Source organism: Enterococcus hermanniensis (assembly GCF_001885945.1).
Classification (GTDB): domain Bacteria; phylum Bacillota; class Bacilli; order Lactobacillales; family Enterococcaceae; genus Enterococcus_A; species Enterococcus_A hermanniensis.
Window position 1 is genome coordinate 220,173 of record NZ_JXKQ01000003.1, and the last position, 22,992, is coordinate 243,164.

General features: G+C 37.1%; 25 protein-coding genes and 1 pseudogene. 5 read left to right on the plus strand and 21 right to left on the minus strand.

What is annotated here, in order from left to right:
- Nucleotides 1–142: 142 nt before the first annotated feature.
- The 12 genes from RV04_RS04980 to liaX all read right to left on the minus strand — a co-directional run bounded on the left by RV04_RS04980 (nt 143) and on the right by liaX (nt 9,076).
- Nucleotides 143–1,228, minus strand: coding sequence for a Cna B-type domain-containing protein (locus RV04_RS04980; RefSeq protein WP_071857365.1), 1,086 nt, complete (start codon nt 1,226–1,228; stop codon nt 143–145).
- A gap of 115 nt (nt 1,229–1,343) precedes the next feature.
- Entirely contained in the window at nt 1,344–1,844 is a 501-nt protein-coding gene (locus RV04_RS04985; RefSeq protein ID WP_071857366.1) for a hypothetical protein, read from the minus strand.
- A 148-nt stretch (nt 1,845–1,992) separates the two neighbouring features.
- Entirely contained in the window at nt 1,993–2,259 is a 267-nt protein-coding gene (locus tag RV04_RS04990) for a hypothetical protein (protein WP_071857367.1), read from the minus strand.
- 42 nt (nt 2,260–2,301) lie between these two features.
- Nucleotides 2,302–2,460 (minus strand): hypothetical protein, encoded by a 159-nt coding sequence (locus RV04_RS13200; protein ID WP_169818185.1) that lies wholly within the window; start codon nt 2,458–2,460, stop codon nt 2,302–2,304.
- Nucleotides 2,461–2,581: 121 nt separating this feature from the next.
- Nucleotides 2,582–4,309 (minus strand): oleate hydratase, encoded by a 1,728-nt coding sequence (locus tag RV04_RS04995; protein ID WP_281246544.1) that lies wholly within the window; start codon nt 4,307–4,309, stop codon nt 2,582–2,584.
- Nucleotides 4,306–4,437 (minus strand): methanol dehydrogenase, encoded by a 132-nt coding sequence (locus RV04_RS05000; RefSeq protein ID WP_071857369.1) that lies wholly within the window; start codon nt 4,435–4,437, stop codon nt 4,306–4,308. Before RV04_RS05000 ends, RV04_RS04995 begins: the two co-directional genes overlap by 4 nt.
- A 23-nt stretch (nt 4,438–4,460) precedes the next feature.
- Nucleotides 4,461–4,715 (minus strand): hypothetical protein, encoded by a 255-nt coding sequence (locus RV04_RS05005; protein WP_071857370.1) that lies wholly within the window; start codon nt 4,713–4,715, stop codon nt 4,461–4,463.
- Nucleotides 4,716–4,739: 24 nt separating this feature from the next.
- Nucleotides 4,740–5,126 (minus strand): DUF805 domain-containing protein, encoded by a 387-nt coding sequence (locus tag RV04_RS05010; protein WP_071857371.1) that lies wholly within the window; start codon nt 5,124–5,126, stop codon nt 4,740–4,742.
- Between the two features lie 412 nt (nt 5,127–5,538).
- Nucleotides 5,539–5,919 carry a hypothetical protein gene (locus RV04_RS13495; protein ID WP_071857372.1) on the minus strand — a complete coding sequence of 127 codons (381 nt, stop codon included), beginning with the start codon at nt 5,917–5,919 and terminating at the stop codon, nt 5,539–5,541.
- 74 nt (nt 5,920–5,993) lie between these two features.
- Entirely contained in the window at nt 5,994–7,031 is a 1,038-nt protein-coding gene (locus tag RV04_RS05020) for a helix-turn-helix domain-containing protein (protein ID WP_071857373.1), read from the minus strand.
- 164 nt (nt 7,032–7,195) lie between these two features.
- A complete protein-coding gene (locus tag RV04_RS05025) occupies nt 7,196–7,477 on the minus strand; it encodes a PspC domain-containing protein (RefSeq protein ID WP_071857374.1) in 282 nt (93 codons plus the stop codon).
- Nucleotides 7,478–7,483: 6 nt separating this feature from the next.
- Nucleotides 7,484–9,076: a daptomycin-sensing surface protein LiaX gene (gene liaX, locus RV04_RS05030; RefSeq protein ID WP_071857375.1), complete on the minus strand. Its 1,593-nt coding sequence runs from the start codon at nt 9,074–9,076 to the stop codon at nt 7,484–7,486.
- 191 nt (nt 9,077–9,267) lie between these two features.
- On the opposite strand from liaX, the gene RV04_RS05035 reads away from it, so the two are divergent.
- Nucleotides 9,268–9,753: an AmiS/UreI family transporter gene (locus RV04_RS05035; RefSeq protein WP_071857376.1), complete on the plus strand. Its 486-nt coding sequence runs from the start codon at nt 9,268–9,270 to the stop codon at nt 9,751–9,753.
- Nucleotides 9,754–9,817: 64 nt separating this feature from the next.
- Here RV04_RS05035 and RV04_RS05040 read toward each other — a convergent pair whose 3' ends face one another.
- The 3 genes from RV04_RS05040 to RV04_RS05050 form a co-directional block, all read right to left on the minus strand.
- A complete protein-coding gene (locus RV04_RS05040; RefSeq protein WP_071857377.1) occupies nt 9,818–10,903 on the minus strand; it encodes a WxLIP family cell surface protein in 1,086 nt (361 codons plus the stop codon).
- 69 nt (nt 10,904–10,972) lie between these two features.
- On the minus strand, nt 10,973–11,710 hold the full coding sequence (locus tag RV04_RS05045; RefSeq protein ID WP_071857378.1) for a WxL domain-containing protein: 738 nt from the start codon (nt 11,708–11,710) through the stop codon (nt 10,973–10,975).
- A gap of 245 nt (nt 11,711–11,955) precedes the next feature.
- Nucleotides 11,956–13,104, minus strand: coding sequence for a cation:proton antiporter (locus RV04_RS05050; protein ID WP_071857379.1), 1,149 nt, complete (start codon nt 13,102–13,104; stop codon nt 11,956–11,958).
- 164 nt (nt 13,105–13,268) lie between these two features.
- Between RV04_RS05050 and RV04_RS05055 the strand changes: the two genes are divergently transcribed.
- Together RV04_RS05055 and RV04_RS05060 are read left to right on the plus strand one after the other, a co-directional pair.
- A complete protein-coding gene (locus tag RV04_RS05055; RefSeq protein WP_071857380.1) occupies nt 13,269–13,622 on the plus strand; it encodes a DUF488 domain-containing protein in 354 nt (117 codons plus the stop codon).
- Between the two features lie 122 nt (nt 13,623–13,744).
- A pseudogene (locus tag RV04_RS05060) lies at nt 13,745–14,302 on the plus strand (YitT family protein); the annotation flags it as partial.
- A 149-nt stretch (nt 14,303–14,451) separates the two neighbouring features.
- On the opposite strand, the gene RV04_RS05065 reads toward RV04_RS05060, so the two are convergent.
- From RV04_RS05065 to RV04_RS05075, 3 genes are all read right to left on the minus strand, one after another.
- Nucleotides 14,452–14,775, minus strand: coding sequence for a hypothetical protein (locus RV04_RS05065; RefSeq protein ID WP_071857382.1), 324 nt, complete (start codon nt 14,773–14,775; stop codon nt 14,452–14,454).
- A gap of 17 nt (nt 14,776–14,792) precedes the next feature.
- Nucleotides 14,793–15,452: an ABC transporter ATP-binding protein gene (locus RV04_RS05070; RefSeq protein ID WP_071857383.1), complete on the minus strand. Its 660-nt coding sequence runs from the start codon at nt 15,450–15,452 to the stop codon at nt 14,793–14,795.
- A gap of 116 nt (nt 15,453–15,568) precedes the next feature.
- A complete protein-coding gene (locus RV04_RS05075; RefSeq protein ID WP_071857384.1) occupies nt 15,569–17,086 on the minus strand; it encodes an ABC transporter permease in 1,518 nt (505 codons plus the stop codon).
- Between the two features lie 243 nt (nt 17,087–17,329).
- Here RV04_RS05075 and RV04_RS05080 point away from each other — a divergent pair, with 243 nt between their 5' ends.
- Together RV04_RS05080 and RV04_RS05085 are read left to right on the plus strand one after the other, a co-directional pair.
- Complete coding sequence (locus tag RV04_RS05080) at nt 17,330–18,004, plus strand: response regulator transcription factor (protein WP_071857385.1); 675 nt, start codon at nt 17,330–17,332, stop codon at nt 18,002–18,004.
- Nucleotides 18,005–18,008: 4 nt separating this feature from the next.
- Nucleotides 18,009–19,334 (plus strand): sensor histidine kinase, encoded by a 1,326-nt coding sequence (locus tag RV04_RS05085; protein ID WP_071857386.1) that lies wholly within the window; start codon nt 18,009–18,011, stop codon nt 19,332–19,334.
- Between the two features lie 133 nt (nt 19,335–19,467).
- Here RV04_RS05085 and RV04_RS05090 read toward each other — a convergent pair whose 3' ends face one another.
- Genes RV04_RS05090 through RV04_RS05100 form a run of 3 tightly spaced genes read right to left on the minus strand, consistent with a single transcriptional unit; the run spans nt 19,468 to nt 22,966 of the window.
- The gene (locus tag RV04_RS05090) at nt 19,468–20,325 is read right to left on the minus strand and encodes an oxamate carbamoyltransferase subunit AllH family protein (protein ID WP_084405528.1); all 858 of its coding nucleotides are present in this window, start codon (nt 20,323–20,325) and stop codon (nt 19,468–19,470) included.
- Nucleotides 20,326–20,342: 17 nt separating this feature from the next.
- Nucleotides 20,343–21,566: an amidohydrolase family protein gene (locus tag RV04_RS05095; RefSeq protein ID WP_071857387.1), complete on the minus strand. Its 1,224-nt coding sequence runs from the start codon at nt 21,564–21,566 to the stop codon at nt 20,343–20,345.
- Between the two features lie 44 nt (nt 21,567–21,610).
- Nucleotides 21,611–22,966: a citrate transporter gene (locus tag RV04_RS05100; RefSeq protein WP_071857388.1), complete on the minus strand. Its 1,356-nt coding sequence runs from the start codon at nt 22,964–22,966 to the stop codon at nt 21,611–21,613.
- Between the last annotated feature and the right edge of the window lie 26 nt (nt 22,967–22,992).

The following is a 22,992-nucleotide window of genomic DNA, read 5'->3' on the forward strand; positions in this document are numbered from 1 at the left end:
ATTTTTCAATCTACTAATTTTGTTTAGGCATAGATTTTTATCGTTTGTTGTAGTCTACGTTGAGAACGTTTTCGTGTCAAAAAGTTTGTTTTTAAACGCCCGCACGATCTTAGTTTGGTGAACCAGCAAAAAAAACGCTTCCTTAATTTTTAACTGTAGAATCATATGTACTGGTTAGGATAACGGTATTCTTATCGGTTTCTTCAATTGTTTTAGTATAATATGGGACATTGGTAGTTTCTTTAACAGTATAATTTACTTCACTACCTTTTTGATTTAAGGCTAGATTTTCCCAGGTATATTGCCATTGATTAGCATCATTTAACGTAATTGGAGAACCAAATTTTTCATCATTAGCATATAATTGGATCTGTACGTTTGCAGGACGTGCATTTGCTCGATTTTCTCCATCTTCCCATTTCTTTTCCAAAATAAACGTAGTCGTTTTAGGAATATATGTACTGACTAGCATATTTGCTGCATTTGTAGTGTTATAATCTGGCAACTCCTCTCCCGATAAGCTATAACTAATTTCAGTGCCCGTTGCATCCAATTTTGGGAGATTCGTAAAAGAGTAATGCCACCCTTCTTGTTCGCCCGTTCTTTCAGAAGCAACTTCTGTTCCATTCGCTAATAAACGGATTTTCATACTCTGTGGGCGTAAGGCATCTTGATTATCACCGTCTTGCCAAATTTGTCGTCCTTCAATCTTTACAGTATCGGGATCAGCTCCCGTATAATTTAGTGTTAACATTAAGACTGCTTGTTGCTCTTGTTGGATCACCTCATAATTTAATCGATAACCAGCTGGTGTATAGGCTTTTACATCGGTAAATGTCCATTCATCACTATCGCCTCCTTGTATTGTCCAATTCTCTTCATTTTTCAAAACTACGGGCGTAATCGCTGCATTCGATTCCCCAATCAATTCGATCATTAGATTGTTAGGACGTATACCATTCTCATTGTCATTATCTTTCCATTCACTTTGGATAACCTTACAGGTTTGATTATCTTCTGCTGAAAGATTCATCGCTTTATTTGACACCGCGTGAGGAAGTTCTGGATTCTTTTTTTTGCTAGTTAAAAAATAAGCGGCTTTTGTCTCTGAAGTTGTGCTACCCAACACAGTACTTTCAGGTAAATCATTTTGAAAAATTTGAAAAATAAATAAAATTACGATCAAGAATGTTAGTAGTCCCCCAACGACTAAATTCATTTTTTTCATCATGCACCTTCTTATGTATTTTGAGAAATTTTTTTAAGTAAAAAGACGCAGAAAACATTTCTTTCTACGCCTAAATTTTTCTGATTACTTTTCTATCTTTACGTTAAAAACTTGATTATTTTTCTAAATGTTTTTGAGCAGTTGAAACATCTTCTTTTACGTCAGTGTAATCAAAGCGTTCGATTGAACCATCAAATTTTTCAACAATCATCGTATCTAACAATGCTGGATCTGTTTCATCGATATAAAGTAACAAACCTAATTGTTCTTCTTTCAATTCACCAGCAATTTTATCGAATACTGTGACAGTTTTCTTATTCTTTAAATAGTTCGTACTCAAGCCGGCGATATCCCCAATGATCCAACCGCACAATATACCTAGTGGGCCAGCTAAAATACCCACTAGCATTCCGATCAAACTGGTTTTGATCACCCGATCACCACTTTCATAATCTACGCTATCTTGCATCGTAAAATTGGTCCCTTTCGCATTTTTTTCAATTACCGCCGCCTGTCTAATTTCTAAAGTGTTGCTTTTGGCAATCTTTTTAACTTGTGAGAAGGCCTCATAGGTTGCTGCTGAATCTTTAAATGTGACTAATGCTACTTTTTTCATTTTGAATTCCTCTTTCTATTTATACTTATTTTCTATTTCTTGCTACTCTTTTATTATAAAAGCGATCCTTCTTCTTTTATGTCGGCTTTTGTCTGACTATACGCCATATTTTCTCAGCACTTAAAGGTACAACAACAAATGAAGGTCATTACTTTTGATAATCAACCATCATTTGTTGTTGTTTCTTTTGTTCTTTATATTGTTGTTGCTCTTGTTTGATATAATCCTCAGAAATCGTTGTTAATTTACTTTGAAGTTGTTGAACTGGTAAAAAGCAGGCAAAAGCAACAAAAAGAAGCGCAGCTGCTACCCTCAAACTTTTTCTGATTTTATCGTTGGGCTGCTTCACGGAGTAGAACCAGATACCTGCAATACTTAGTAAAAATAAAATCAGGCTAACTAAACATAGTTGCATTCCCATGCTCCTCTCTATGGTTGGCGCTGACGCTATTTTTGATCAGCTATTAATTTCCATTCGTTCTAATTCTGCAACGGCTTGTTCAATCGTTGAACCTTGCGCATAAAATTCTGTATTGGCTAAATCATAAACAATAAATTGATTATGTTCTGTATCTAATGTCACTCGATATTGGATACTGTTTTTTTCAAATTTCATTGGTTTCACACCTTTCATTAAATAGTTGCTTTCACTAGTGAAGTACTACTATGTATATTTTTAATTGATAGAAAAAGTGGGATGATCGGATACTATCATCCCGCTTCACTTTAGTCCTTTATTAATCAAACATTTTCTTTCCTGCTTTTAGTAACGTTTTGATGTCTTTATCGTATCTTGGTGTTTTGACAAGTTTAGACATTGGTACACCCGCAAAATGGAACGCTGCGATTTCACCTGAACGAACAGCACTTTGTTCTGTAAAGATCATTTGGTACGGTTGTTCAACAAACTCTCCAGTAAAAGCTAGATTCGTTGAATGTTCCGGAATTACTTTTGGTCGATCGGTTTTTGCTCGATTGTTGAACAAAGCGGATGCATAAGGCATATACACAGGGATATTATTTACGATCCCAGCCAAAATCGCGTCTTCTTTTTCACGAATGTTCACAGGACCAGGATCGACTTTCGCTAATTGACCGATCAATTCTTGGGCCATTTCTTTCCCTGTCATTTCAATATATGGCTTAGTAATAAATTCTCCTTCACGACGTGGATACAAGAAGTAGCCCCAAATAACTGTTTCATTTGGTTTTTGCGACGTGAAGTGCGGTTGGTGATGCACCACGATCGACATATTGACATCTTTTTGTCCCAATGGTGTGATCGGTGTTGTTGAAATAAATGAATTCAATGCATTTCCTGGTTGTTGTGTCGTAATGCGAATAATTTCATTAAGTAGTACATGGTCTTTGCTTGTCAGTGTAAAGCTGACCCATTCACTTGAATCACGATCAGCAAAAAATTTGTCTGGATTTCCTACGTTATAAAATTTATTAGCAATATTTTTCCATAAACTTGAAGCAGCACCATAATCCATATTTTCTGCCGCTGGCGTGTCATAATCACCTAAAGTTGCAGAATCAGTGATCGAACCGTTGGTGAATAAAACGGCCGTATCTTCATCTACCGTGATATATTCTGCACTATCATCTAGCGTATTGGTCATTTTGATTCCCGTTACAGTAATTTCATCTTGCATTTCCGTTTGTTTGAAATCAAAATCAGTCACTAAACGGTTCAAGACAATTTTACAACCTTGTTCTTTCAAATAATTGATCAATGGCAACATGATACTTTCAAACTGATTGTATCGTGTCCGGTTAACACCGACTAAATGCTCGATTTGAGTAAACTCATAAATCATTTGGTGCATATAGCGACGGAATTCTTGAGCCGAGCTATTGATTCTAAAAGCGAAGGTTGTTTCCCACATATACCAGAAATTCGTTTCAAAGAAATGAGTATCTTCTTTGAAATATTCTGCAATTGTGACGTTATCCAATTTTTCTTCTTCTGAATCAGGCATTGCGATCAAAGCCGTCAATAGTTGACGGTCCAGATTGTTAAATCCTAATTTACCGCCATCAATGATTCCTTTTCCACCTTCTAAAAGGCGCGCTTTATCAAATGTCCGATGTTTCGAATCAAAATCACGTGTGTCTTGTTCTGCGGTCATATTTGCTTCAGTAGCAGATGGGATTCGGCTCAATAAATCCATCAGGTCTACGTACGTACGGTAATTCAACATCCGTCCACCACGGGCGATATAGCCTTTTGAATTTTCCATTGGATGATTCTTATTCCAGTATTCATCGGTAACAGTATCTGTAGGTGCTCCATCATTTGATCCATGAGCATCAAGTGAATAAAATGTGATGTCTTCACCCTTCCATTTGCCTTCTTGGATTAAATAAACAGCTGCGGCCATATTCGCGATTCCCGCGCCGATCATGATTGCTTTTTTCTTTTGCATCGTTTCATTCTCCTTTACATTACAATTACCTATTTTGTTGAATCATATTCATCGTATAAGTGTGCATCATTTTCAAGTAATCCTGTTTTTTTACCTAAAATGACGATTCCTAAAGTCATAATTCCTAAACTAAAACCTGTTTTCATCAATTTTTTCTTCATCGTGTCAGCTACTTTCTATTTTTTTAAATGTTTAATGAATCAATGTAGGATTCAAACTTGACCATTTCCTTTTCATCGTATTTTTCATAACGATTTGCTTCATGCAAGATATGCTTGATTTCATGAAGTGCTTTCTTTTCTGCAAACCACTTTTTGATTGGATGTTTTTTTGTTCCTTCTTCTAATGAATCTAATTTTGATAATTCTGTATCTAATTTTTCTAATGTTTTTGCGATGGTTTCTACTACTTTGATTTCTTTTTTTTCATAATTGGTCATGGTGTGACCCTCCTTTTTTTATGTTTAACGTGTTGATTGATTTAAGTATGTTGCAAATGTTCGATTCTCGTATGTTCTTGTGGGCTGGCATAGTATAACGATTAATGCGATCCAACCAATGACTGGGATCAATCCAAGTAAGATCCAAGCGGCAGAACGATTTGTATCATGCAACCGTCGAGTTGTCAGCGTGAATTGTGCTATGAAGAAGACAACCCCTAAAGCTGCTACAAATGAATTAGTCGTTGAAAAATCGATATACGAAAATCCTGTAACAGCGATCCCAGTGCTATAGAATAAAATGTTATATAAGATACTGTAGACGATAGTTGGAATCCAATACTGCTTTCTCGTTGCTGTATAATTCCATTTGAACATGTCACTCCAGTACTCTAGTAAGGCTTGCATCATGTGTCACTTCTTTCAATTTTCAATATTTTAATTGTCGGGCCACTTCACTATTTTTGAACGCGGATAAAATACCTCCATTCACTAATTGTTTAATCAGGTTGATTGTTTCCCTCATTGTCTTTTCCCCCTCATTATCTTATTTCCTTATTGTTCTCTCTTTTGTGATTACTTTTTTATCGACCTCCGTTTGTTTTGTTATTTCCTTGTTGAATATAGAATAATGCATTTAGTGCCAGCAATAATAACAAGTATTGTCTGATAATCCGACGTTTTTTTTACGCTAAAATTATTGTTTTATAGCGTCCTTGAACCTACCTTTTTTTCAATTACTTAAATTTTTCTTCTATTATATTATTGGGACTTTTGGCACAAAAAAAACACACCCTAAATGAAGGCTGTGTTTTTAGTTCTTTTATTTTTCACGATACAGTTGTTCTAGCTTTTCAGCTAATTTTTTTTCAATCAATTGGAAATCACCGTGACGTAATGGGGATTCAATCACACAAACATTTTTTGCTTCTTCATTTAAAGAGGGCATATTCGTAATGACTAGATAGTTGTCCTGATTCTCAGGAACAGACTCTGTCATTTTTAAATTGAAGCGTTCTTCAAATTGACCTTGCAGTCTTTTCTTCAATCCTTCACGCACTAAGAAGGGCAAATCAGAATCAATCACCAATTCGATTTGTGGTTCATAAATCGTTGAGCTTTCATAATAAGAAAATAGCGGTAAGTATTTTTTGATCAAAAACTCTTCTTGCTCAAGCATCACTTGATTTGATTCGTCTTTCATCTCATCCAGGAATTGATGTAATTTTTTAATCAAGTTGCGAGAAGTATCTGAATGACCAAAAATATCATAGCCTTCTAAGTCAAAATTGATCCCTGGAAAAATGCGGCATTGTAAATGGCTACAGAAGCAATAGGTAAAGAAAATATCGATACTTTCTTCCGGAATAGGGAAAAATCTTGTTGAAACTTTTCTACTATTAATGTGGTTAATTGGTAAACATCTGAATGGCGCTTTTTATGATATTTTAGTACTCGTTCCTTGATATCATCTGATTTGTACATCCGATGTTTGGTTTCCATCACAACTAAAATGAAGATGATCTCACTACTTGAGAAAATTTGATAATTGTTCATGCCTTTGATAATAATTTCTTCATTTTTGCGTAATGACTCAACGTTTACATAGTCTTCCCATTCTTTAAAGTCTTCAATATACATTTTCTTTCGATTACGAATCAAACAAATCGCCATGAAATATGTCATTTGCTTTTTGTGGATGTCGGTAAAAGTAAGATCCATACTCTTTTCGATGCTATCGATTGATTTATACAATCGACCTTCATCAATATATTGGAAAGGCCAACTATCATTTTTGTAAAGCGACCACAAAATACTATAAATAAAAATCCGAATATATTTTTCTTCGCCGACAAAAGTTAACTTTCCTGAATCGACAGTAATTTTAAAGGAACGCAATAATGGTTCGATTTTTTTTAAGGAGTTTTTGATCGAGTATACACTGATAAAATTCTTTTCTGAGTATTTTTTTATTACATCGGTTCGTAGTAAACATAAATCAATCAATACTTTCAAACTTTCATCATTACTGATAATATAAAGTTTTAATTGTTCAATCGAAGAATCTTCAAACTCAAATTTGATTCCTTTAAATTTTTCGTAATGCATTTTGATATGTTTCTCTTCGCTATCGTTATATTCATCAATCACTTCTTCTAAGTAATGAATGTACCTCTGCGTACTGCGATCACTGATATCTAAATTTAAACTGATATCTTTTACTTCCAACCAATCATCTTCTAATTGAAAAAGTTCGATCAGTGAACAGCTCACCCGATTTCTTTTTTCCAACAAATCAAATAGCTCACTTCTCATCAATTACACCCCATTCAAACTAACTGCCTACTTATCCTATTATGCTACCAGTTTTTTTGAATAATTTGAAGTATTATCATTTGCTCAAAAAAGATGGAAATTATTATAATTTACGAAAAAAATGCTCGTTCAATCTGAAATGATTGAACGAGCATCAGATTCATCTAAAAATCACTCCACTTATCTTCTGAATCACTTTCTTTTTTAGTAGATTGACTTGTTTGTTGAAACGAATCCTTATCAAAATTTTTCCTGCTTCGATTTTTTTTAGGCATCAACATCGCAAATAAAAGGTAGAGTAGGATTGGCGTACCCTCAAAAATAAAAATCGCAACAACAAATGCGACCCGTACGATCGTTGGATCAATCCCAAAATATTCAGCCAATCCGGCTAACGTTCCCGTTAAAACTTTATTCGTTGATGACTTAGTCAATTTTTTATTCATAACTAACTACCTTCCTTCGTAATCTTTTAAATAGACACTCCCGGCTTTTGAAGAAACATCTACGATTGCTGATTTTTTAGCAACTCTACGAAAATGGAAAATCTTTTGTGTACGTTCATTGCGTTCAAAAACAGTTTCATAATCATCAAAGCGTTCGTTGATCGTTCCACTAACTGTTTTAGCCGTTCCTTCGATACCAACCGTTTTCGGTAAGGCAACTTTGACATCCCCTTTGATCGTATGAGCAGTCAGTGTCCTTAATGACTCATTTCCCAAGGTCAGTTTGATATCTCCGTTAATCAACGACGCGGCTAAATGACTTACCACAGCTTTTGAAATAATCTTGCCATCGACAGTTTCGATTTCTGCATCAGCTATTTGTCCAGTTAGGATTTCAATTTTATTCGTGGTTCCTTTGATTTTGAGTCTTGAAACGTCAGATTCTTTGATCATGAGATCACCTAACGTTGACTTGATCGATAATAGTCCACTCGTTAAACCCTCAATTGATACATCGCCAGATAACATACGAATGATTGTTTCATCATACTGACGTTTCGGTAGGTAAAAGGTCAATTGAGCCTCCACGCGTTTGTTAGGGACATGAAACAAAATTTGATGATCCTCGATGTCGATCTGGCTTCGTTCAAGAAAGGCATCTAAGGGATCTGCTTGATCCATTTCACCCAATAGTTTGATCTTTGCTTCAACTTCGACATCTGGTTTATCCCACGTTTTGATTTGAACTTTTCCTTTAGCAACTTTGATGTCGATGCTTGTTGCATACACGTCATCAAATGAAAAACGACGGCTAAATTGTGTAGCCGATTCATTCTTGAAACCAAATTTGTGATTACTATTTTTCCAAACTTGTTCCCTATTTAGTTTATCAGCCAGTGTCTCTACTTTCTTAGAAGCTTTAACTACAAAACGCTCTAGTCGATTGTTAAAGGACTGTGGTGCTTCTTCAAACAGATCACTTGGACGATAAGATTGTTCATCAAAGTCATCTGGTATTCCAAAAAAATCAGGTTGTTCCTTCTTATCAGAAGTTGAAGTAAAAAAATCTTCCTCCGACGCTGCATAACTATCTTTGATTCCTTGGATTTCTTTTTCCAAGTCTTTGATTTGTAATTGGATGTGCTCGTATCGAAGTTCATTTTCTTTTGTAATGATGCCTAACTCCGATTCTAAATTCAATTCATGATACTCCTCTTGCAACGTTCGTAACTCTGCTTTTTTTTGTTCGAATGTTTGATCAAATTCTTCCATCGTACTCGTTACAGGATCGGCTGAGTCAGCTGTAAATGAATCTTTTTCCCAAGCATCAATCAAATCCGTCACACTATCAGATTGTTGAAAAATAGTTTCTTCAGAAGTTGTTGCGTCCACTTGTGGCGCTTCAGTATTTAGCTCTTCATGAAAGACCTCTTCTTCAATTTGTTCAGCGGCATCTTCTGCTTGCTCCGTTTTAAACAGCGTCTTATCCGTAAATGATTCTGATGCTGTTGTTTCAAGATGTTCCAAAAAATCTAAGCCTTCTTCAGGCGTTAAAATTCCTTTTTTTATGGAGGTTAAAATTTGTTCCCGTTGATTCATGATGATCGCTCCTCAATCATTCGATTTTATACTCCTATTATGCTTAATTTTTTGCACTACGTCATGGGTCGAAAGAAGTATTTTTTGATCTTTCCAAAAAAAAGTGCTTCGCTTTTTTAGCTCATAATTTAAGAACCTCTTTTATTTATTAAAATAATTTGTTATTCTAATGCTAAGAATAGGAGGCTACTATGCTAGGAATTGGACTTTTTTTTGTAGGAATAACCTTAATCATCAATGGATGGGGAAGTTTATTGAATATTGATCATCGCTCGTTAGCTTTGATTAATTTATTTACCGGTTCGTTATCTTTTATTATCAATGTTTTATATACGATCCAAGGGAGCTATTATGAAGCAGGAACGGGTTTTTTATTTGCTTTTACTTATCTACTCGTAGGAATTATCTATTTATTTGATTTAGATATGCGGATCTATGGTATTTACGCGCTATTTGTTGCGATCAACACGCTTCCCTTTGCATGGATATCTTGGCAAATAGAAGGTGATCCAATATTTGCTCTAATTTGGTTGATTTGGGGTGTTTTATGGTTCTGCGGATTTTTAGATGCTGTCATCAAAGTACGCTTCGGTAAATCGATCCATTACTTTGCTATTGCTTGTGGGATCTTCACGACCTGGATTCCCGGTATTATGATGCTGACAGGGATTTCTTAAATAAAATTTCAACAAGAAAAGCCGTTGTATTTCATTTAAGAAATACAATGGCTTTTCTATTTTTTTAATCCACCTTTTTTTGAGATTGCTTCCTTTGCCAAATAACAAACAGAATAATCGAGAGTAATAAAAGGATGCCGATCAAAATATACAACCACGGATAGTCATTTTTGATTGTGACATCAGAGCTATTTAATTTTTTTGCTTCCTCGACTTTAATTTCAAAATCTTTCTCTAATGACCAATGATAGCGAAAGTTTTCTTCGGCTTGGCTATCAGTAGCTCTAAATGGATACGAGCCCGCTTCCATTTTTTCACCATACGCTTCCATGTTCATCGTATATTTTCCCGCTTGCAGATGTTCTCCATTTAATGGCACAGATAACGCAAAATGGGTATTTGGTGCTACTTGCATTTGAGATTGTTCATTTGTATAAAGAATCTTAGAATCATCTTTTTTTGTGATGGTTGTTTTTACAGCTAATTGATTTAAATAAGTGGCATTGGAATTTTGTAAAACACCTTTAATGACATTTCGAGCATTTCGCTGAGCTGGATATGCACTAGTTAATTTTAAATCTGGTGAACCATTAGCAGTTGTTTGTCTCATCAATAGGGCAATGACATAAAAATACTCATTTTTGATTGCTAAACCTTTCCCGTCAGTTCTCGTAGAAATCGTAGCTGATGTCCCCTTCTTTTTTTCTTTGAAAGTAATTCCCCCAGCAATAATCCCATCAAAGGATTTATCCGGCATCCGTAGTTTCATTTTATATTCAGCTACCGAGTTTGCTTTTAAAACGATTTCTTCAGGTGCCTCTACATAGTCTTCCACCTTATATTTGAGTGTTTCATCACTAGCGAGATCATTTTCACTGTACTCAACTACGCCATTGCCATTGGTGGTCGCACTATTGATTTGTGCTTCTATGATTACTTCTTTATCCGTATCATTTCGTAAATCGACCGTTGCTAACGCTTCTTGCCCTGGTTGCAATAATAGATCAAAGTAGGTTTTTTCTTTGTTGATTTGATTTTCAGCTGTTTTAGGTGCCACTGAGAAGTTAAATTCAGCAGCCTTTACTTCAGTCATTATTATTAGGCTTGCCAAAAATGCTAAAAATAAAATCTGCCCTTTTCTACATTTCATCCGACATATTCCTTTCAGTGAAAAAAGGATGTAAAAACATCCTTCTTTCTAAGTAATCTGATTCAGCCTTTAATTTCCAGGAGCATCTGTTAATACCCAAGTGAACGTTGTTGAATATTCTTTTGCATACTTAGTCGTTGCTCCTGGCACACTTAATTCGATACTTTTAGCTGCTGTTTCAGTATCTCCCCAATTATGCAAGTACGTTCCAGCTCCTTGTCCTGCTTTTGCCATCATCACATTGTGCAGTGTTCCATCAGTTTCAGTAGTAATAGTTGTCTGTCCAGTTGGTTTATCTGAATCAGAGGTAGTCACTACTTGCCCATTTTTGAACACGACTTCAGCCCCAACTAATTCTTCGTTATCTGCTGTTTTAAATTGGCCATTTTGTTTTACTTGCAGCGTCCAACCAGCTTCGGACCCTCGATTATCGGTTACTTGAACAAAGTTCGGTCCAGTTTTTTCTTGCTTATCTTTGTCTAAATATTTTTGTGCTTTTGCCAAATACACTTTATCTTTAGACGTGATTTTTTGACTACCAAAATCTAAGCTTGAAACATAATCGATCGATAATGGCCCCGCTGTTCCTGGATTAGGCTCACCGTTTGGATCAGTTGGGTCAATTGGCTTGATTGGGCCTGTCGGGTCGGTAGGGTCCACTGGATCAATCGGATCGACATTGGGTGTAAAAGTAATGACACCTTTTGAATCATATTCCCCACCATCTGCAGCAATCGTAGTGACCGTCCCTAAAGATAGATTTGCTAAAATACCTGTTACCAACATCAAAGAACCAATTTTTTTCATCTTTCTTCTCCTTTTTATAGCTCTATTTTTATTTTACTTTCTACTTTGATTAAGAATTTACTAATGGGACTTCGTATTTTCCATGCTGTTTATGATTTTAAAGCGCTAGACTTACGAAAGCTTTTTAATAAGATACGTAGTTCTAACACTACTTTCAGGATAAATTTTTCAAATAAAAAAACTCAAAGCTGCACATAGCTTTGAGTTTTTCTTTTTTTAATACGCAATCTTTAAAGAGATGCTGTTTAAGGATAGATTTTTTTAGTGAAATGTTTTAATAAGAATGGTGAAGATAAGGTGGTGAATAAAATGACCAGAATAAATGGGGAATAATATTCTTTCGTCACTAATTGGGCTTGATAACCTAATTGTACGATGATCAAAGCCATCTCACCACGTGAAATCATTCCTGAACCCACCATTAAGCTACTCTGATTATCAAATCCAGCTGCTTTACCACCTAAATAACCACCAATCAATTTTGAGATAATCGCGATCAATGTGACGACAATGATCAAGCTTAATTGTTGCGTGATGCCATTGAATGATATTTCTAAACCGATACTGACAAAAAAGACCGGAATAAATACCGCATAGCCTAACGCTTCCACATTATATTTAACTTCTTTTCCAACTTCGGTTTGTCCAATCGCAACACCAGTAAAAAATGCACCAATGACTGAACTTAATCCAATCATATCTGCTAAGTAAGACATACTCAAGCACAAAATAATCGAGACGATGATTACGGATGATTCTGCTAATAATTTTTTACTGAGTCGCATCAGATAGGGGGCACCCCAACGAATCAAGAAGAAAATCCCAGCAAAGAACAAGACTTGTTCAATTAGCATAAAGCTTAATGGTACACTGTTACTACTTGATGCACCTAAAAATGACATACTTAAACTAACGATCAATACGACTAAAATATCGTCTACTACCGATGCACCTAAAATCGTTGAACCTTCTTTTGTATTCAACGCGCGCAATTCTTTCAGTACTTCGACCGAAATACTGACCGATGTTGCAGCCAAAATCAAGCCTAAGAAAAAAGCATGATTCAATGCAATCCCAAATAGCCTACCACTCGCCGTGCCAAGAATCACTGGGAACAAGATCCCTAACACTGCTACATACATTCCTGGCCGAAAATATTTTTTCAATAAAGACAAATCACTTTCGATTCCAGCTAAAAACATCAGCAAGATCACACCAATCTCAGAAAAATCTTTCACGAGAATATCGGGATGAACCCATTTCAGCCCAGCATTTCCTAATAAGATACCGACCAATAATTGGCCGATCACTGCCGGAATACCCAAACGACGCGAGAAGTGGCTCGCTAATGTCGTACAAAATAAAATCAAACATAAAATACCGATAAATTCCATTATAACCTCCCTAACTTACTCCTTAACTATCAAAATCAATTAAAAAGTCTACAAATTATTCTAACAGATAGTCTGGCTGATTGGAGCATAATTGGACTTTTCCACATAGTTTTATTTAAGCTTTTTTATCAGAGCGTTACAATGGAGAAAAGGACGTGAGTAGAATGCTACAAATCAAACGAGCTTATTTAGCTCCTAATAAAACGGATGGTTATCGTGTCTTAGTTGATCGAATTTGGCCCCGAGGAAAATCAAAAGAGAATGAAAAAATTGATTGTTGGCTAAAAGAGATCGCACCAAGTACTGACCTACGAAAATGGTTCAATCATGAGGCAGAAAAATATACGCAATTTAAATCAAACTATTTGGCTGAGCTACAAAATGATCCACAAAAAAAAGCATTAAAAGAGTTAAAAGAAATCCTTTCTCAACATGAGACCGTCACATTAGTTTATGGTGCCAAAAATGAAGAACAAAACAATGCTCAAGTTTTATATGAGCTGTTGACTAAATTTTAAAAAGAAAACTATTTTTTCAGAGATAGCTGAAAAAGTTGACTCATTCTCTACACTGTTAAATGATACATTAGAGTTAAAGAAAGACGCTTAAAGTGATAAGCGACAACTAAGGAGGCGTTAAGATGTACAAGCAAATGAAACAATTATCTAAAATACTATTAGCTGTAGTCATATTGGCGGGCAGCATCAATTTGTTTTTAGGTCCCCATAACATAGCTGCAGGAGGCGCTAGCGGAATCGGTCTGTTAGTTGAATACTCCCTAGGAATCGATCGGTCGGCAGTTGTGATGGTTTTAAATATCCTTGTCCTCACGCTTGCTGCAATTTTTTTAGGAAAAGAAATCTTTTTCAAAACGTTGATCGGTAGTTTCTTATTTCCACTTGCATTAAAGATTGTTCCAACAGGCATGTTAGTTGAAAATCATTGGCTGTCTGTGATCGCTGGAAGTATCATCTTCGCTGTTGGCGTCGCGCTTCTTTATGATTCAAAAGCTTCAAGTGGAGGTACAACGATTCCCCCGCTGATTTTTAAAAAGTATTGGGGCCTGAGCACGGCGATCGGTTTATTACTGACGGACTTTATCATCGTTTGTATGAGCCTATATATATTTGGTTTCGAAGCCTTTTTATTCGCTGTTTTATCGATTGGAATCACTTCGATCTCGATGATTTTGATTGAACGGATCCAGTCAAATTTACCGACACTCACTGAAAAAGTATTAGCTGTCTTTAATACAAATGTATAAATTAAAAAAACTGATAACTGTCCTCTCGAGCGAGAAGATAATTATCAGTTTTTTTATGAAATCAACGTTATCGATTCATTGATCTAGGCACTTGTTGGAAATATCTGCCACTCAATTGTCAGTTTGGCTTCTCTGGCATCATTTACTTTGATTGCAGAAGCCTTTATTTTTTGATTATTTTCTTTGCGGGAGGTATTTACTTCATATGGAGCACCAAAATACCAAGCTTGTTGAAGTGTCTGATTTTGGTCATTTATTTGAATACCACGTGTGGTTGAAAAATTTTTTCTCCGTCTTTGCTCTAATTTTATGACTTTATCTGGACCGAGTGAGAGCGCATGTCGATCGAGACTATATTTTCCGCTGATTAATTCACTGACTTTTATTTTGATTTGAGATACGTTCACTCGAATCCCTCCTTATTCTATGATACTTGGCTGAATTTTTTATCTTTCAGTTCATAAACGACGTCACAGGCTTTGGCGACATCTTGTTCGTGAGTGACTAAGACGATACATTTTTGTTGTTCATGTGCGATTTCTTGAAAAAGACGAACGATCTCTTGAGACGTCGTATCGTCTAGATTTCCGGTAGGTTCATCGGCGACGATCAATTCATGTTCACAACACAGTGCTCTTACGATGGCGACTCGTTGTTGTTGTCCTCCTGATAGCAACGTTACTTTTTTTTCGGCTAATTCTTTTGTGATCCCAACTTTTTCTAAATTGGCTAAAGCATAAGCCTTTTTATCCGTTTGTTGACTTTGAGCGATCTCCATCGCTGTCACGACATTATCGACGGCCGATAAATATGGCAATAGATTATAGGCTTGAAAGACGATCGAGACATCTTTTCGACGATATTCTCGTAAACCGATTTTTTTTAGAGAAGCATCTCCGTATAAAATCTCTCCACTTTTAGGCGTATCTAAGCCCGCGATCAGAGATAAAAAGGTTGTCTTCCCCGAACCACTCGTGCCTAAAATTGCGTACATTTTGCCTTTTTCAAAGGTCAAATTAACATTTTCAAATAACGGCCCGCTATTTTCATACCAATAGCCCAAATCTTTCGTTGCTAAAGTCATAATAAATTCCTCCTATATAATCGATTCAATATTTCTCAACAAACGTAGCGGCAGCGAAAGAGTGCTTTCGTAGTCCGTACGACCTTTCGCTTTGGCTTACGTTATTATTCATTTGATTAAGAAATCAAGATTTTCTTTGGATTCAATCGTAAGATCCCAGCAGAGGATAAGACGATCGAGAAGAGGCTGATGCCTAAACCAATACCGGCTAAACTTGAGATTTCAACTGGCTGAACAGAGATATTCAAATCTTTGATTTCTTGCGTTGAAGAGAATGGGTTGCTACTTGAGCCACCACGTCCGCCACCGCTTGGTGCTTGACCGCCTTGTCCCGGACCACCATTTCCACCAGGACCATTTTGACTGCCACCGTTATTTTGAGTAGTGGTTTGTTGTGAGGTAGTTTGTTGGCTCAATAATTGATTTCCAACGGCATTTCCGACAAGATTCCCGCTGGCTGCAGCAATACCTAAGGCAAACAGCATGCAGACAAAGATTTCAACGAAAAATTGTGCAATCACTTTTGCTCGTGATTCACCTAATGAAAGTAAAACCCCGATTTCATATTTACGTTCGCGAATCGACATCATGATGATCAAGGTCAAGATGATCACACCTGCTACCGCGACTAGGATCACGATATTTTTAGCAAAACTTGAAACATTGTTTAATGGTTGCAACATTTGTTGATACATTTGATCGTTGGTTTCTAAACTGAATGTATCTGTATCGATCAATTTTTTAGCTTTTTTAACGAAACTGTCCATATCTTTTGGATCAGTCAAATTATACACAGCTGAATCAATGGTCGTGCCATCAGAGCCACTCAATGTACTTACGAAAGTATAAGAAGAGAAGACTGTATTTGATGGATTCAAGAAATTGAAACTATTGCCTAAACTGTCGCCAGAATCACTCGTTTTATAGATCCCTTTGATAGTGACTTCAACATCTTTATCGTCTGAATCTTTGATTTTGAAGGTATCGCCAACACTTAAATCATTGGCTTCAGCTAAACTTTTTTCGATCAAGACATTGTTTGTTCCTTCATCAGAAGCGGTGATGGCTTTCCCATCAACTAAAGTTGCTGTACCTGATGAAAAGTCAGTGTAGGAACTACTTTGTGAAACACCTTTGATTTGGAAGTCCCCTTGACTGGCCATCATTCCACCAGGGCCACCTTGACCACCGGCTTGCTCCCCTGAAGAATCGGTCGCATCGGAACTACTGCTGGCTGTACTGCTATCGCTGCTAGAGATTGGTGTAATACCCGTGCTTTTATCGGCGGAAGTACTTGCTTCAAAAGAATAGGATTTTACATTATCTAATTTTGCGATTTTTTTCGCATCACTTAGATTAACAGGTGTTTGTTCAAAACTACCTGGGTCTGGTTTGGAGCTCTCATCGCCTGAACTTGACGTAGATTGGTTTTTGAACATCGCTTCTCGGTTGGCCGATAAGGTGACGGTCGCTCCTACGCTTTTTTTTGCATTAGATGTTGCCAGCTCCGCGCCGCTTCTAATAGTTAGTCCGGCTAAAACAAAAATTAAAATTGCAGAAAAGACGGCGATCAATAAGATGCTGCGACCTTTCTTCGCCCAAAGGCTTTGTACTGCCCGTTTGATAAAATTCATGATGTATCCCCCTCGTATCGATTGCATTTCTTTTTTTAGAAACGAATGTAATCGTCATGGTCGCTGCCAGATCAAAAATTTACGTTCTTTCGTAAACTCATCGATCACACAGCGCTCATGTGACTACCTGTAAGATAATCGTCTTGCCTTAACCAAAGCTTAAACCAACGACAAAAAGTTTTAAGGTTGTTTTAGGAAAGCGTGGTACACTGAAAGGGCAAACTAGATTTGGAGGACTTATCGATGATAAAGCTACTTATAATAGAAGATGAAGCAACACTATCGGATAATATCAAAGAAATTTTAACGGATCTGGGTGAGATCACCCAAGCGTATGACGGAGAAGAAGGTCTATTTGAAGCGGAAAGCGGAATGTATGATTTAATTTTATTAGATTTGATGCTGCCAGAAAAAAATGGTTACGAAGTCTTAGCCGAATTACGGGCCAAAAATATCCATACCCCAGTTTTGATCCTAACGGCTAAAGATAGTCTAGAAGACAAAGTGACCGGTTTTCAAAAAGGCGCTGATGATTATTTGACCAAGCCTTTTTATCGAGAAGAACTAATCATGCGGGTCAAAGCATTGCTAAAACGCTCGCTCGGTTTATTTGCTGAAAATCAATTAGTCTACAAACAATTGACTTGCAATCTCGCGACCAAAGAAGTACTGGTCGAGGATCAAGTCTTGCCGATTCAAGGAAAAGAATTTGATCTTTTGGTTTATTTCATCCAAAACAAAGGCGTGATCCTAACGAAAGAACAAATTTTTGATCGGATTTGGGGCTTTGATTCAGAGACTACGCTCACTGTCGTAGAAGTTTATATGAGCCATCTACGTAAACACTTGAAACCCACAGAAGTCGATAAATGTTTCAAAACACTACGCAATGTCGGCTACATCTTACAAAAGGACTGAGGCTATGAACACCGAAATCTCACGCAAGCAACGCTGGAAATTTTTCTTCATCAATGTGGCGGCGTTTGCGGGCGTCTTCCTACTCTTGGGCTTTATCACTTTACAGCTGCTACAAAGTTCAGCCTATCGCCAGACCGACCTTTCACTTAGTCAAATGGCCAAAAATGATCGTTTGATCGAAATGGAGATCACCCGCTACCAAGAAGGAAATCCTTTCTTGTCACAACAACAAACACCTGATGATCTGCAAATGAGTAATGGTCCTGAGGGCAATAATCGTTTCAATACACAAATTATTTTATGGTCAAAAGAAGGAAAGATCTTAAATAAAGAAGTCTTAGGCGGCCGCTTCACCGAGCTAGCGAATCTTTCACTGGACACCAGTCATTTAAATAGTATCCAGTCTTTGAATCTGAAAAACAGTACCGCTGAAAGCCAAAAATTGGCCTTCCATTCTTATACGATCAAATACGATCAAGATAGTGAAGTCGCTTATGTCCAATTTTTAGCCAATACCAATCAAATCGCAGATTCGATGAAGACCTTCGAAACGACCTTGATCCTTTGTATGGTCGTCTTTTGGTTATTGTCGATCGGATTAAGTTTTTATATTTCAAAAATGAATATGAAGCCGATCATGAGCTCATGGCGCAAGCAACAAGAATTTGTTGAAAATGCCTCCCATGAATTGCGGACGCCACTAGCGATCATCCAAAACAGCTTGCAGCAATTGTTCACCCGACCAGAAAACACGATCATGGAAGAATCTGAACCAATCGCTCAAGCCTTGAATGAGACCCGACGACTTAGTGGGTTGACCAACGATCTACTGACTTTGGCTAGGAGCGATTCCAATCAATTATTGGTCCAAAAAGCAGCCCTTGATCCACAACCGTTTATCCAACAATTAGCCCAACCTTTTCAAGAAATCGCTGCAATGCAAGACAAACGGTTTGTCTTAGAAAACTTTGCCAATGAAACGGTTTTAGTCGATGAAAAACGCGTCCATCAAGTGTTGGTGATCCTACTGGATAATGCGTTGAAATATACCGATGCCAAAGACAAAATTATTTTGCAATCGGAGATCTCGAATGATCATTGGTTGATCGAAGTCAAAAATAGCGGCGCATCGATCAGCGACGAAGACAAAAAACATATTTTTGAACGCTTTTATCGTGAAGACCAATCGCGTTCAAAAGAAACCGGCGGCTATGGCCTAGGCCTCGCAATTGCTAAACAAGTCATCACGCAACATAAAGGCAAACTGACTGTGCGTGACTGGCAACCCCAAGGAGTCATTTTTCAAATTCGATTGCCGCTTAAAAATTGAATGGATTCAAAAAATGTTTGATATCATACTAAAAAACTCTTTAAACGACACCGATTTCTTTCTCTTAGATTTTAAGAGAGGACGGAATGTTCGTTTAAAGAGTTTTTTTGTTCATTCGGTGATTAGCTAACCACTAGTTATTTTTATCATTCAAACCTAAATTTATTTTTTCATTAGACAACATTATTACCCCCAATAATATTCCATAAGCAGTATCTCTACCTGAAGTATGACCGATGGCTAAAATATTTTTAAGAACAACATCAAGTTTTTCGGGCACAGGATACATAAACCATTGATTCAACTGAATGAACGGAGAGCTTACGAATCCCTGGACAGCCGTCCGAAGATAATTTTCACTTATTATTGTAGTAGTTGTAAGCCCGTTTAAGAGGATTTCTTGTATTTGTTTCACCGCTGGATGTTGGTAGATGCTAAGTATAAATAGATAGCCCAATAAGATGTCATCCCCACTGGGTGTCAATCCTCGCCCTCGCCCAATAAAAAATATCAGAGCTTCTACCCATTTTTGGTTTGAATATTCTGGCTGAATAAGTTGTTCAAAATACTTTTGGTTTTGCCTTGTATTCTCAATGCCTAGTTGTTTATCTAATTCATAGGACTTCAATTTCTTCGTTAATAGCTCCACACTTTGGTTATCATAAGAAAGGTTAATTATTTCTAGTGGAACTTTTCTGATCGACTTCAAAGAGACGATTTTTACTCCTTGATAGCTATAAAAAATTAAGGTTTCATCCGTAATTTTTACGATATCGTCGTCCTTACAAAAATTCATTATCTTTCGAAACATTTCCTTTGGAATTCGGAGTCCAAAGCTAGAAAGATAATTGTCAGAATCAGTGATATGGATCAATCGTCCAGCAACGATAAGATTAAAGGAATGGGTAAATGTACTGTGCACTCGTCCGATTTTTCCACAGTCATTTAGTTTTGAAAAGTACGAGCTCATTAAATATTCAGCTTTTCCCATTTATCCCCCCTCCTTTTTTAGCGATGAATGGTTACCTTTGTATCCACTTTGACTGTGACCCGACCATTTTTTATCACATATAATCGTTCGGGTAGATCAATAATTGCATCGGCTTTTATTTTTGTATCTAATAAAATCAAATCAGCTTGCTTCCCAATTTCTATTCCATAGTCTTTTAAACCTAATGCTTTCGCAGGATTTTCTGTTATCATTGGTAAAACAGTTGGCAGATCATCTGCACCGCCCAAATGACCAACTGGAATTGCCAGCATCGCAATTTGCATCAAATCACCGTTTCCATAAGGTGTAAAAGCATTCCGAATATTATTTGTCGCTAAACATATATTTATACCGGCATCACGTAGTTTTCGAATAGGTGTTACAGCACGCCGAACATTGACCTCGTCGTTTCGTGCTCCTAGATGTAGATCAGTTGCCGGCAAAGGCATCACGTTTATCTTTGCTGCCACCATCAACTTGATAACACGCGCTAATTGTTCTTTCGACATTGCATGTAGTGCGGTTAGATGGCCGACAGAAACTCGACCTTGATAATTTTCCTTTATCGTTTTCTCACAAAGATACTCAATCGAAGTATCATCCGCTTCGTCAGCAAAATCTTGATGCAAATCGATATCTTTACCGTATTTTTTAGCAATCTTAAAAATTAAATCAATGTGTTCATTTGCAGGTGCATCATTATAAGGAATTCCTCCGACAATATCTGCCCCCATATCCATTGCTTCATACATCATTTTTTCCGTTCCTGGGGTTTTAAAAATACCTTCTTGCGGAAAGGCAACGACTTGCATATCGATCAAATCTTTGTACTCCTCTTTTAATCGCATAATCATATTGAATCCTGTAAATCCTTGTGCTGGATCAAATTCTGCATGTGTCCGAACCGTTGTTGCACCATGGCGAATAATCATTTCCAACGCTCGTTTTGCTCGATTGTAAACATCTTCTTCTGTAAAGGTCGGTTTTAACTTAGCAGTTACTTCAATAGCCTCTTTTAAAGTACCGGATTTATTTGGCTCTCGATCCGCGATGAGGGCCTTATCCAAATGAATATGGCTTTCAACTAAACCAGGAATCAGAACTCTCCCTGCGCCTTCAATGACTTCTTTAGCTGAATCATTAATTGCGGAAGCAATATTGATAATTTTTCCATCCTCAATCGCGATGTCTTGTAACGCTTCACCATCATTTAATCGTACTTGTTTAATCAATATGTCCATTTTTTCCACTCCTTAAATACTATTTATTATGACTCCATTTTTTGCTAGCCAAAGAACAATCCGATGGCTAGTAAAACTACGGAAGCTAAGGTCAGCCACTTCACATTTCCTTTTACCACATCTAAAATAGGAATTTGGAACCCTGATGATAACGCTTGCATCGTAATGTTTACAAAACTCATCTGACTTCCTAGACCCACACCCATCGTTACAAAACCTAGTGCTATCGGAGGAAATCCTAGCGATACTGCAACAGGGAGAACCAGTGTTAGAACAGAACCTACATACGCACCGGCCGGAACACCAATAAGAATACCAGTTAAAATTGCCACGGGCACCACGATAAATTCTGGCGCATTTTGTGCGACCCCAGCAATCACAGCAAAAGTTCCTGTCTGAGCTATTACGTTTATGAAGGCCAAGAAAATACCAACTTGAAATAAGCGGGTCAAAATATAGGTTGATCCATCTACCATTGCTTCAACCGATTGATTCATCGTAAAGTCAGTACAAATGAATACTAATGCTAAAGTCAAAATCATGTAAACCAACGGCGTAAAGAACGCAAAACCAATGAGCTCATTTACGATTGGTCCGAAAATAACTGCAAATAATAAGAAAATTGCTGGAATCGTTAGTTTAAGCAATTCGCCATTTGATTTTTTATCAAATGCATCATCTTCGACTTCTTTGAATCCGATTTTGCGGCGTTTCGTTCCCCAAAAGGCTAAAAGGATTGCTAATACTACAAATAGTAACCAAAATGGTCGCATCACCGAAACATAATCTGCAACGGAAACATCGCCTAATTTAGAAACGATACTTGATTCTAACGAAGCAGGAGAAGTAGTAAATGAAACTGCAGCCGCTAAAGACATACCTGCGATCAATTCTGGGACTACCCCTACCGCTGCAAAAGCCAATGGTGCAATCACCATCGCACTTCCGCCGCCGATACCTGACATATAAGTTGCAGCAGCCAGTAAAATAACAATGAAAGCTGAGGCATATTCTACTTTTCCCTTTGTTCCTCTTTTAGCTAACGTCAGTGCTGCAGAGTAACTCCCGGCTTTGAATACGGCCATTGCTACAGCAGAATTGATAATCGGGACGGTAATGCTTAACATAGACGGAATGGTCTCCAATAATTGCGCATTGGCGTCTTGCAAGCTAATTCCCCCAATTAGCATTGCTAAAATCCCAGCAACAAGACCGGCAATAATCATATCTACTTTTAAAAATAATAATACCAACACTAGAATCAATGGAACAATGACTAGGATTGCTTGAAATCCCGTTGGCGCAGTAACATCACCTAATGAATCTGCTGAGAAGACCGTGAATCCGGAAGTCAAACCAAGAAATATCAGCAACAGAAATACTCTAATTTTTCGCTTCATAATTAAGCTCCTCTTTTTTTGTCGTG

Coding starts and splice junctions, on each gene's coding strand:
- RV04_RS05040 (WP_071857377.1), bottom strand. CDS start 10,903: ATGAAATGTAGAAAAGGGCAGATTTTATTTTTAGCATTTTTGGCAAGC.
- RV04_RS04980 (WP_071857365.1), bottom strand. CDS start 1,228: ATGAAAAAAATGAATTTAGTCGTTGGGGGACTACTAACATTCTTGATC.
- RV04_RS05070 (WP_071857383.1), bottom strand. CDS start 15,452: ATGACTTTAGCAACGAAAGATTTGGGCTATTGGTATGAAAATAGCGGG.
- RV04_RS04990 (WP_071857367.1), bottom strand. CDS start 2,259: ATGCAACTATGTTTAGTTAGCCTGATTTTATTTTTACTAAGTATTGCA.
- RV04_RS05050 (WP_071857379.1), bottom strand. CDS start 13,104: ATGGAATTTATCGGTATTTTATGTTTGATTTTATTTTGTACGACATTA.
- RV04_RS05025 (WP_071857374.1), bottom strand. CDS start 7,477: ATGAATAAAAAATTGACTAAGTCATCAACGAATAAAGTTTTAACGGGA.
- RV04_RS05075 (WP_071857384.1), bottom strand. CDS start 17,086: ATGAATTTTATCAAACGGGCAGTACAAAGCCTTTGGGCGAAGAAAGGT.
- RV04_RS05035 (WP_071857376.1), top strand. CDS start 9,268: ATGCTAGGAATTGGACTTTTTTTTGTAGGAATAACCTTAATCATCAAT.
- RV04_RS13200 (WP_169818185.1), bottom strand. CDS start 2,460: ATGAAATTTGAAAAAAACAGTATCCAATATCGAGTGACATTAGATACA.
- liaX (WP_071857375.1), bottom strand. CDS start 9,076: ATGAATCAACGGGAACAAATTTTAACCTCCATAAAAAAAGGAATTTTA.
- RV04_RS05005 (WP_071857370.1), bottom strand. CDS start 4,715: ATGACCAATTATGAAAAAAAAGAAATCAAAGTAGTAGAAACCATCGCA.
- RV04_RS13495 (WP_071857372.1), bottom strand. CDS start 5,919: ATGAAAGACGAATCAAATCAAGTGATGCTTGAGCAAGAAGAGTTTTTG.
- RV04_RS05090 (WP_084405528.1), bottom strand. CDS start 20,325: ATGGGAAAAGCTGAATATTTAATGAGCTCGTACTTTTCAAAACTAAAT.
- RV04_RS05100 (WP_071857388.1), bottom strand. CDS start 22,966: ATGAAGCGAAAAATTAGAGTATTTCTGTTGCTGATATTTCTTGGTTTG.
- RV04_RS04985 (WP_071857366.1), bottom strand. CDS start 1,844: ATGAAAAAAGTAGCATTAGTCACATTTAAAGATTCAGCAGCAACCTAT.
- RV04_RS05095 (WP_071857387.1), bottom strand. CDS start 21,566: ATGGACATATTGATTAAACAAGTACGATTAAATGATGGTGAAGCGTTA.
- RV04_RS05010 (WP_071857371.1), bottom strand. CDS start 5,126: ATGATGCAAGCCTTACTAGAGTACTGGAGTGACATGTTCAAATGGAAT.
- RV04_RS05020 (WP_071857373.1), bottom strand. CDS start 7,031: ATGAGAAGTGAGCTATTTGATTTGTTGGAAAAAAGAAATCGGGTGAGC.
- RV04_RS05055 (WP_071857380.1), top strand. CDS start 13,269: ATGCTACAAATCAAACGAGCTTATTTAGCTCCTAATAAAACGGATGGT.
- RV04_RS05000 (WP_071857369.1), bottom strand. CDS start 4,437: ATGAAGAAAAAATTGATGAAAACAGGTTTTAGTTTAGGAATTATGACT.
- RV04_RS05085 (WP_071857386.1), top strand. CDS start 18,009: ATGAACACCGAAATCTCACGCAAGCAACGCTGGAAATTTTTCTTCATC.
- RV04_RS05045 (WP_071857378.1), bottom strand. CDS start 11,710: ATGAAAAAAATTGGTTCTTTGATGTTGGTAACAGGTATTTTAGCAAAT.
- RV04_RS05080 (WP_071857385.1), top strand. CDS start 17,330: ATGATAAAGCTACTTATAATAGAAGATGAAGCAACACTATCGGATAAT.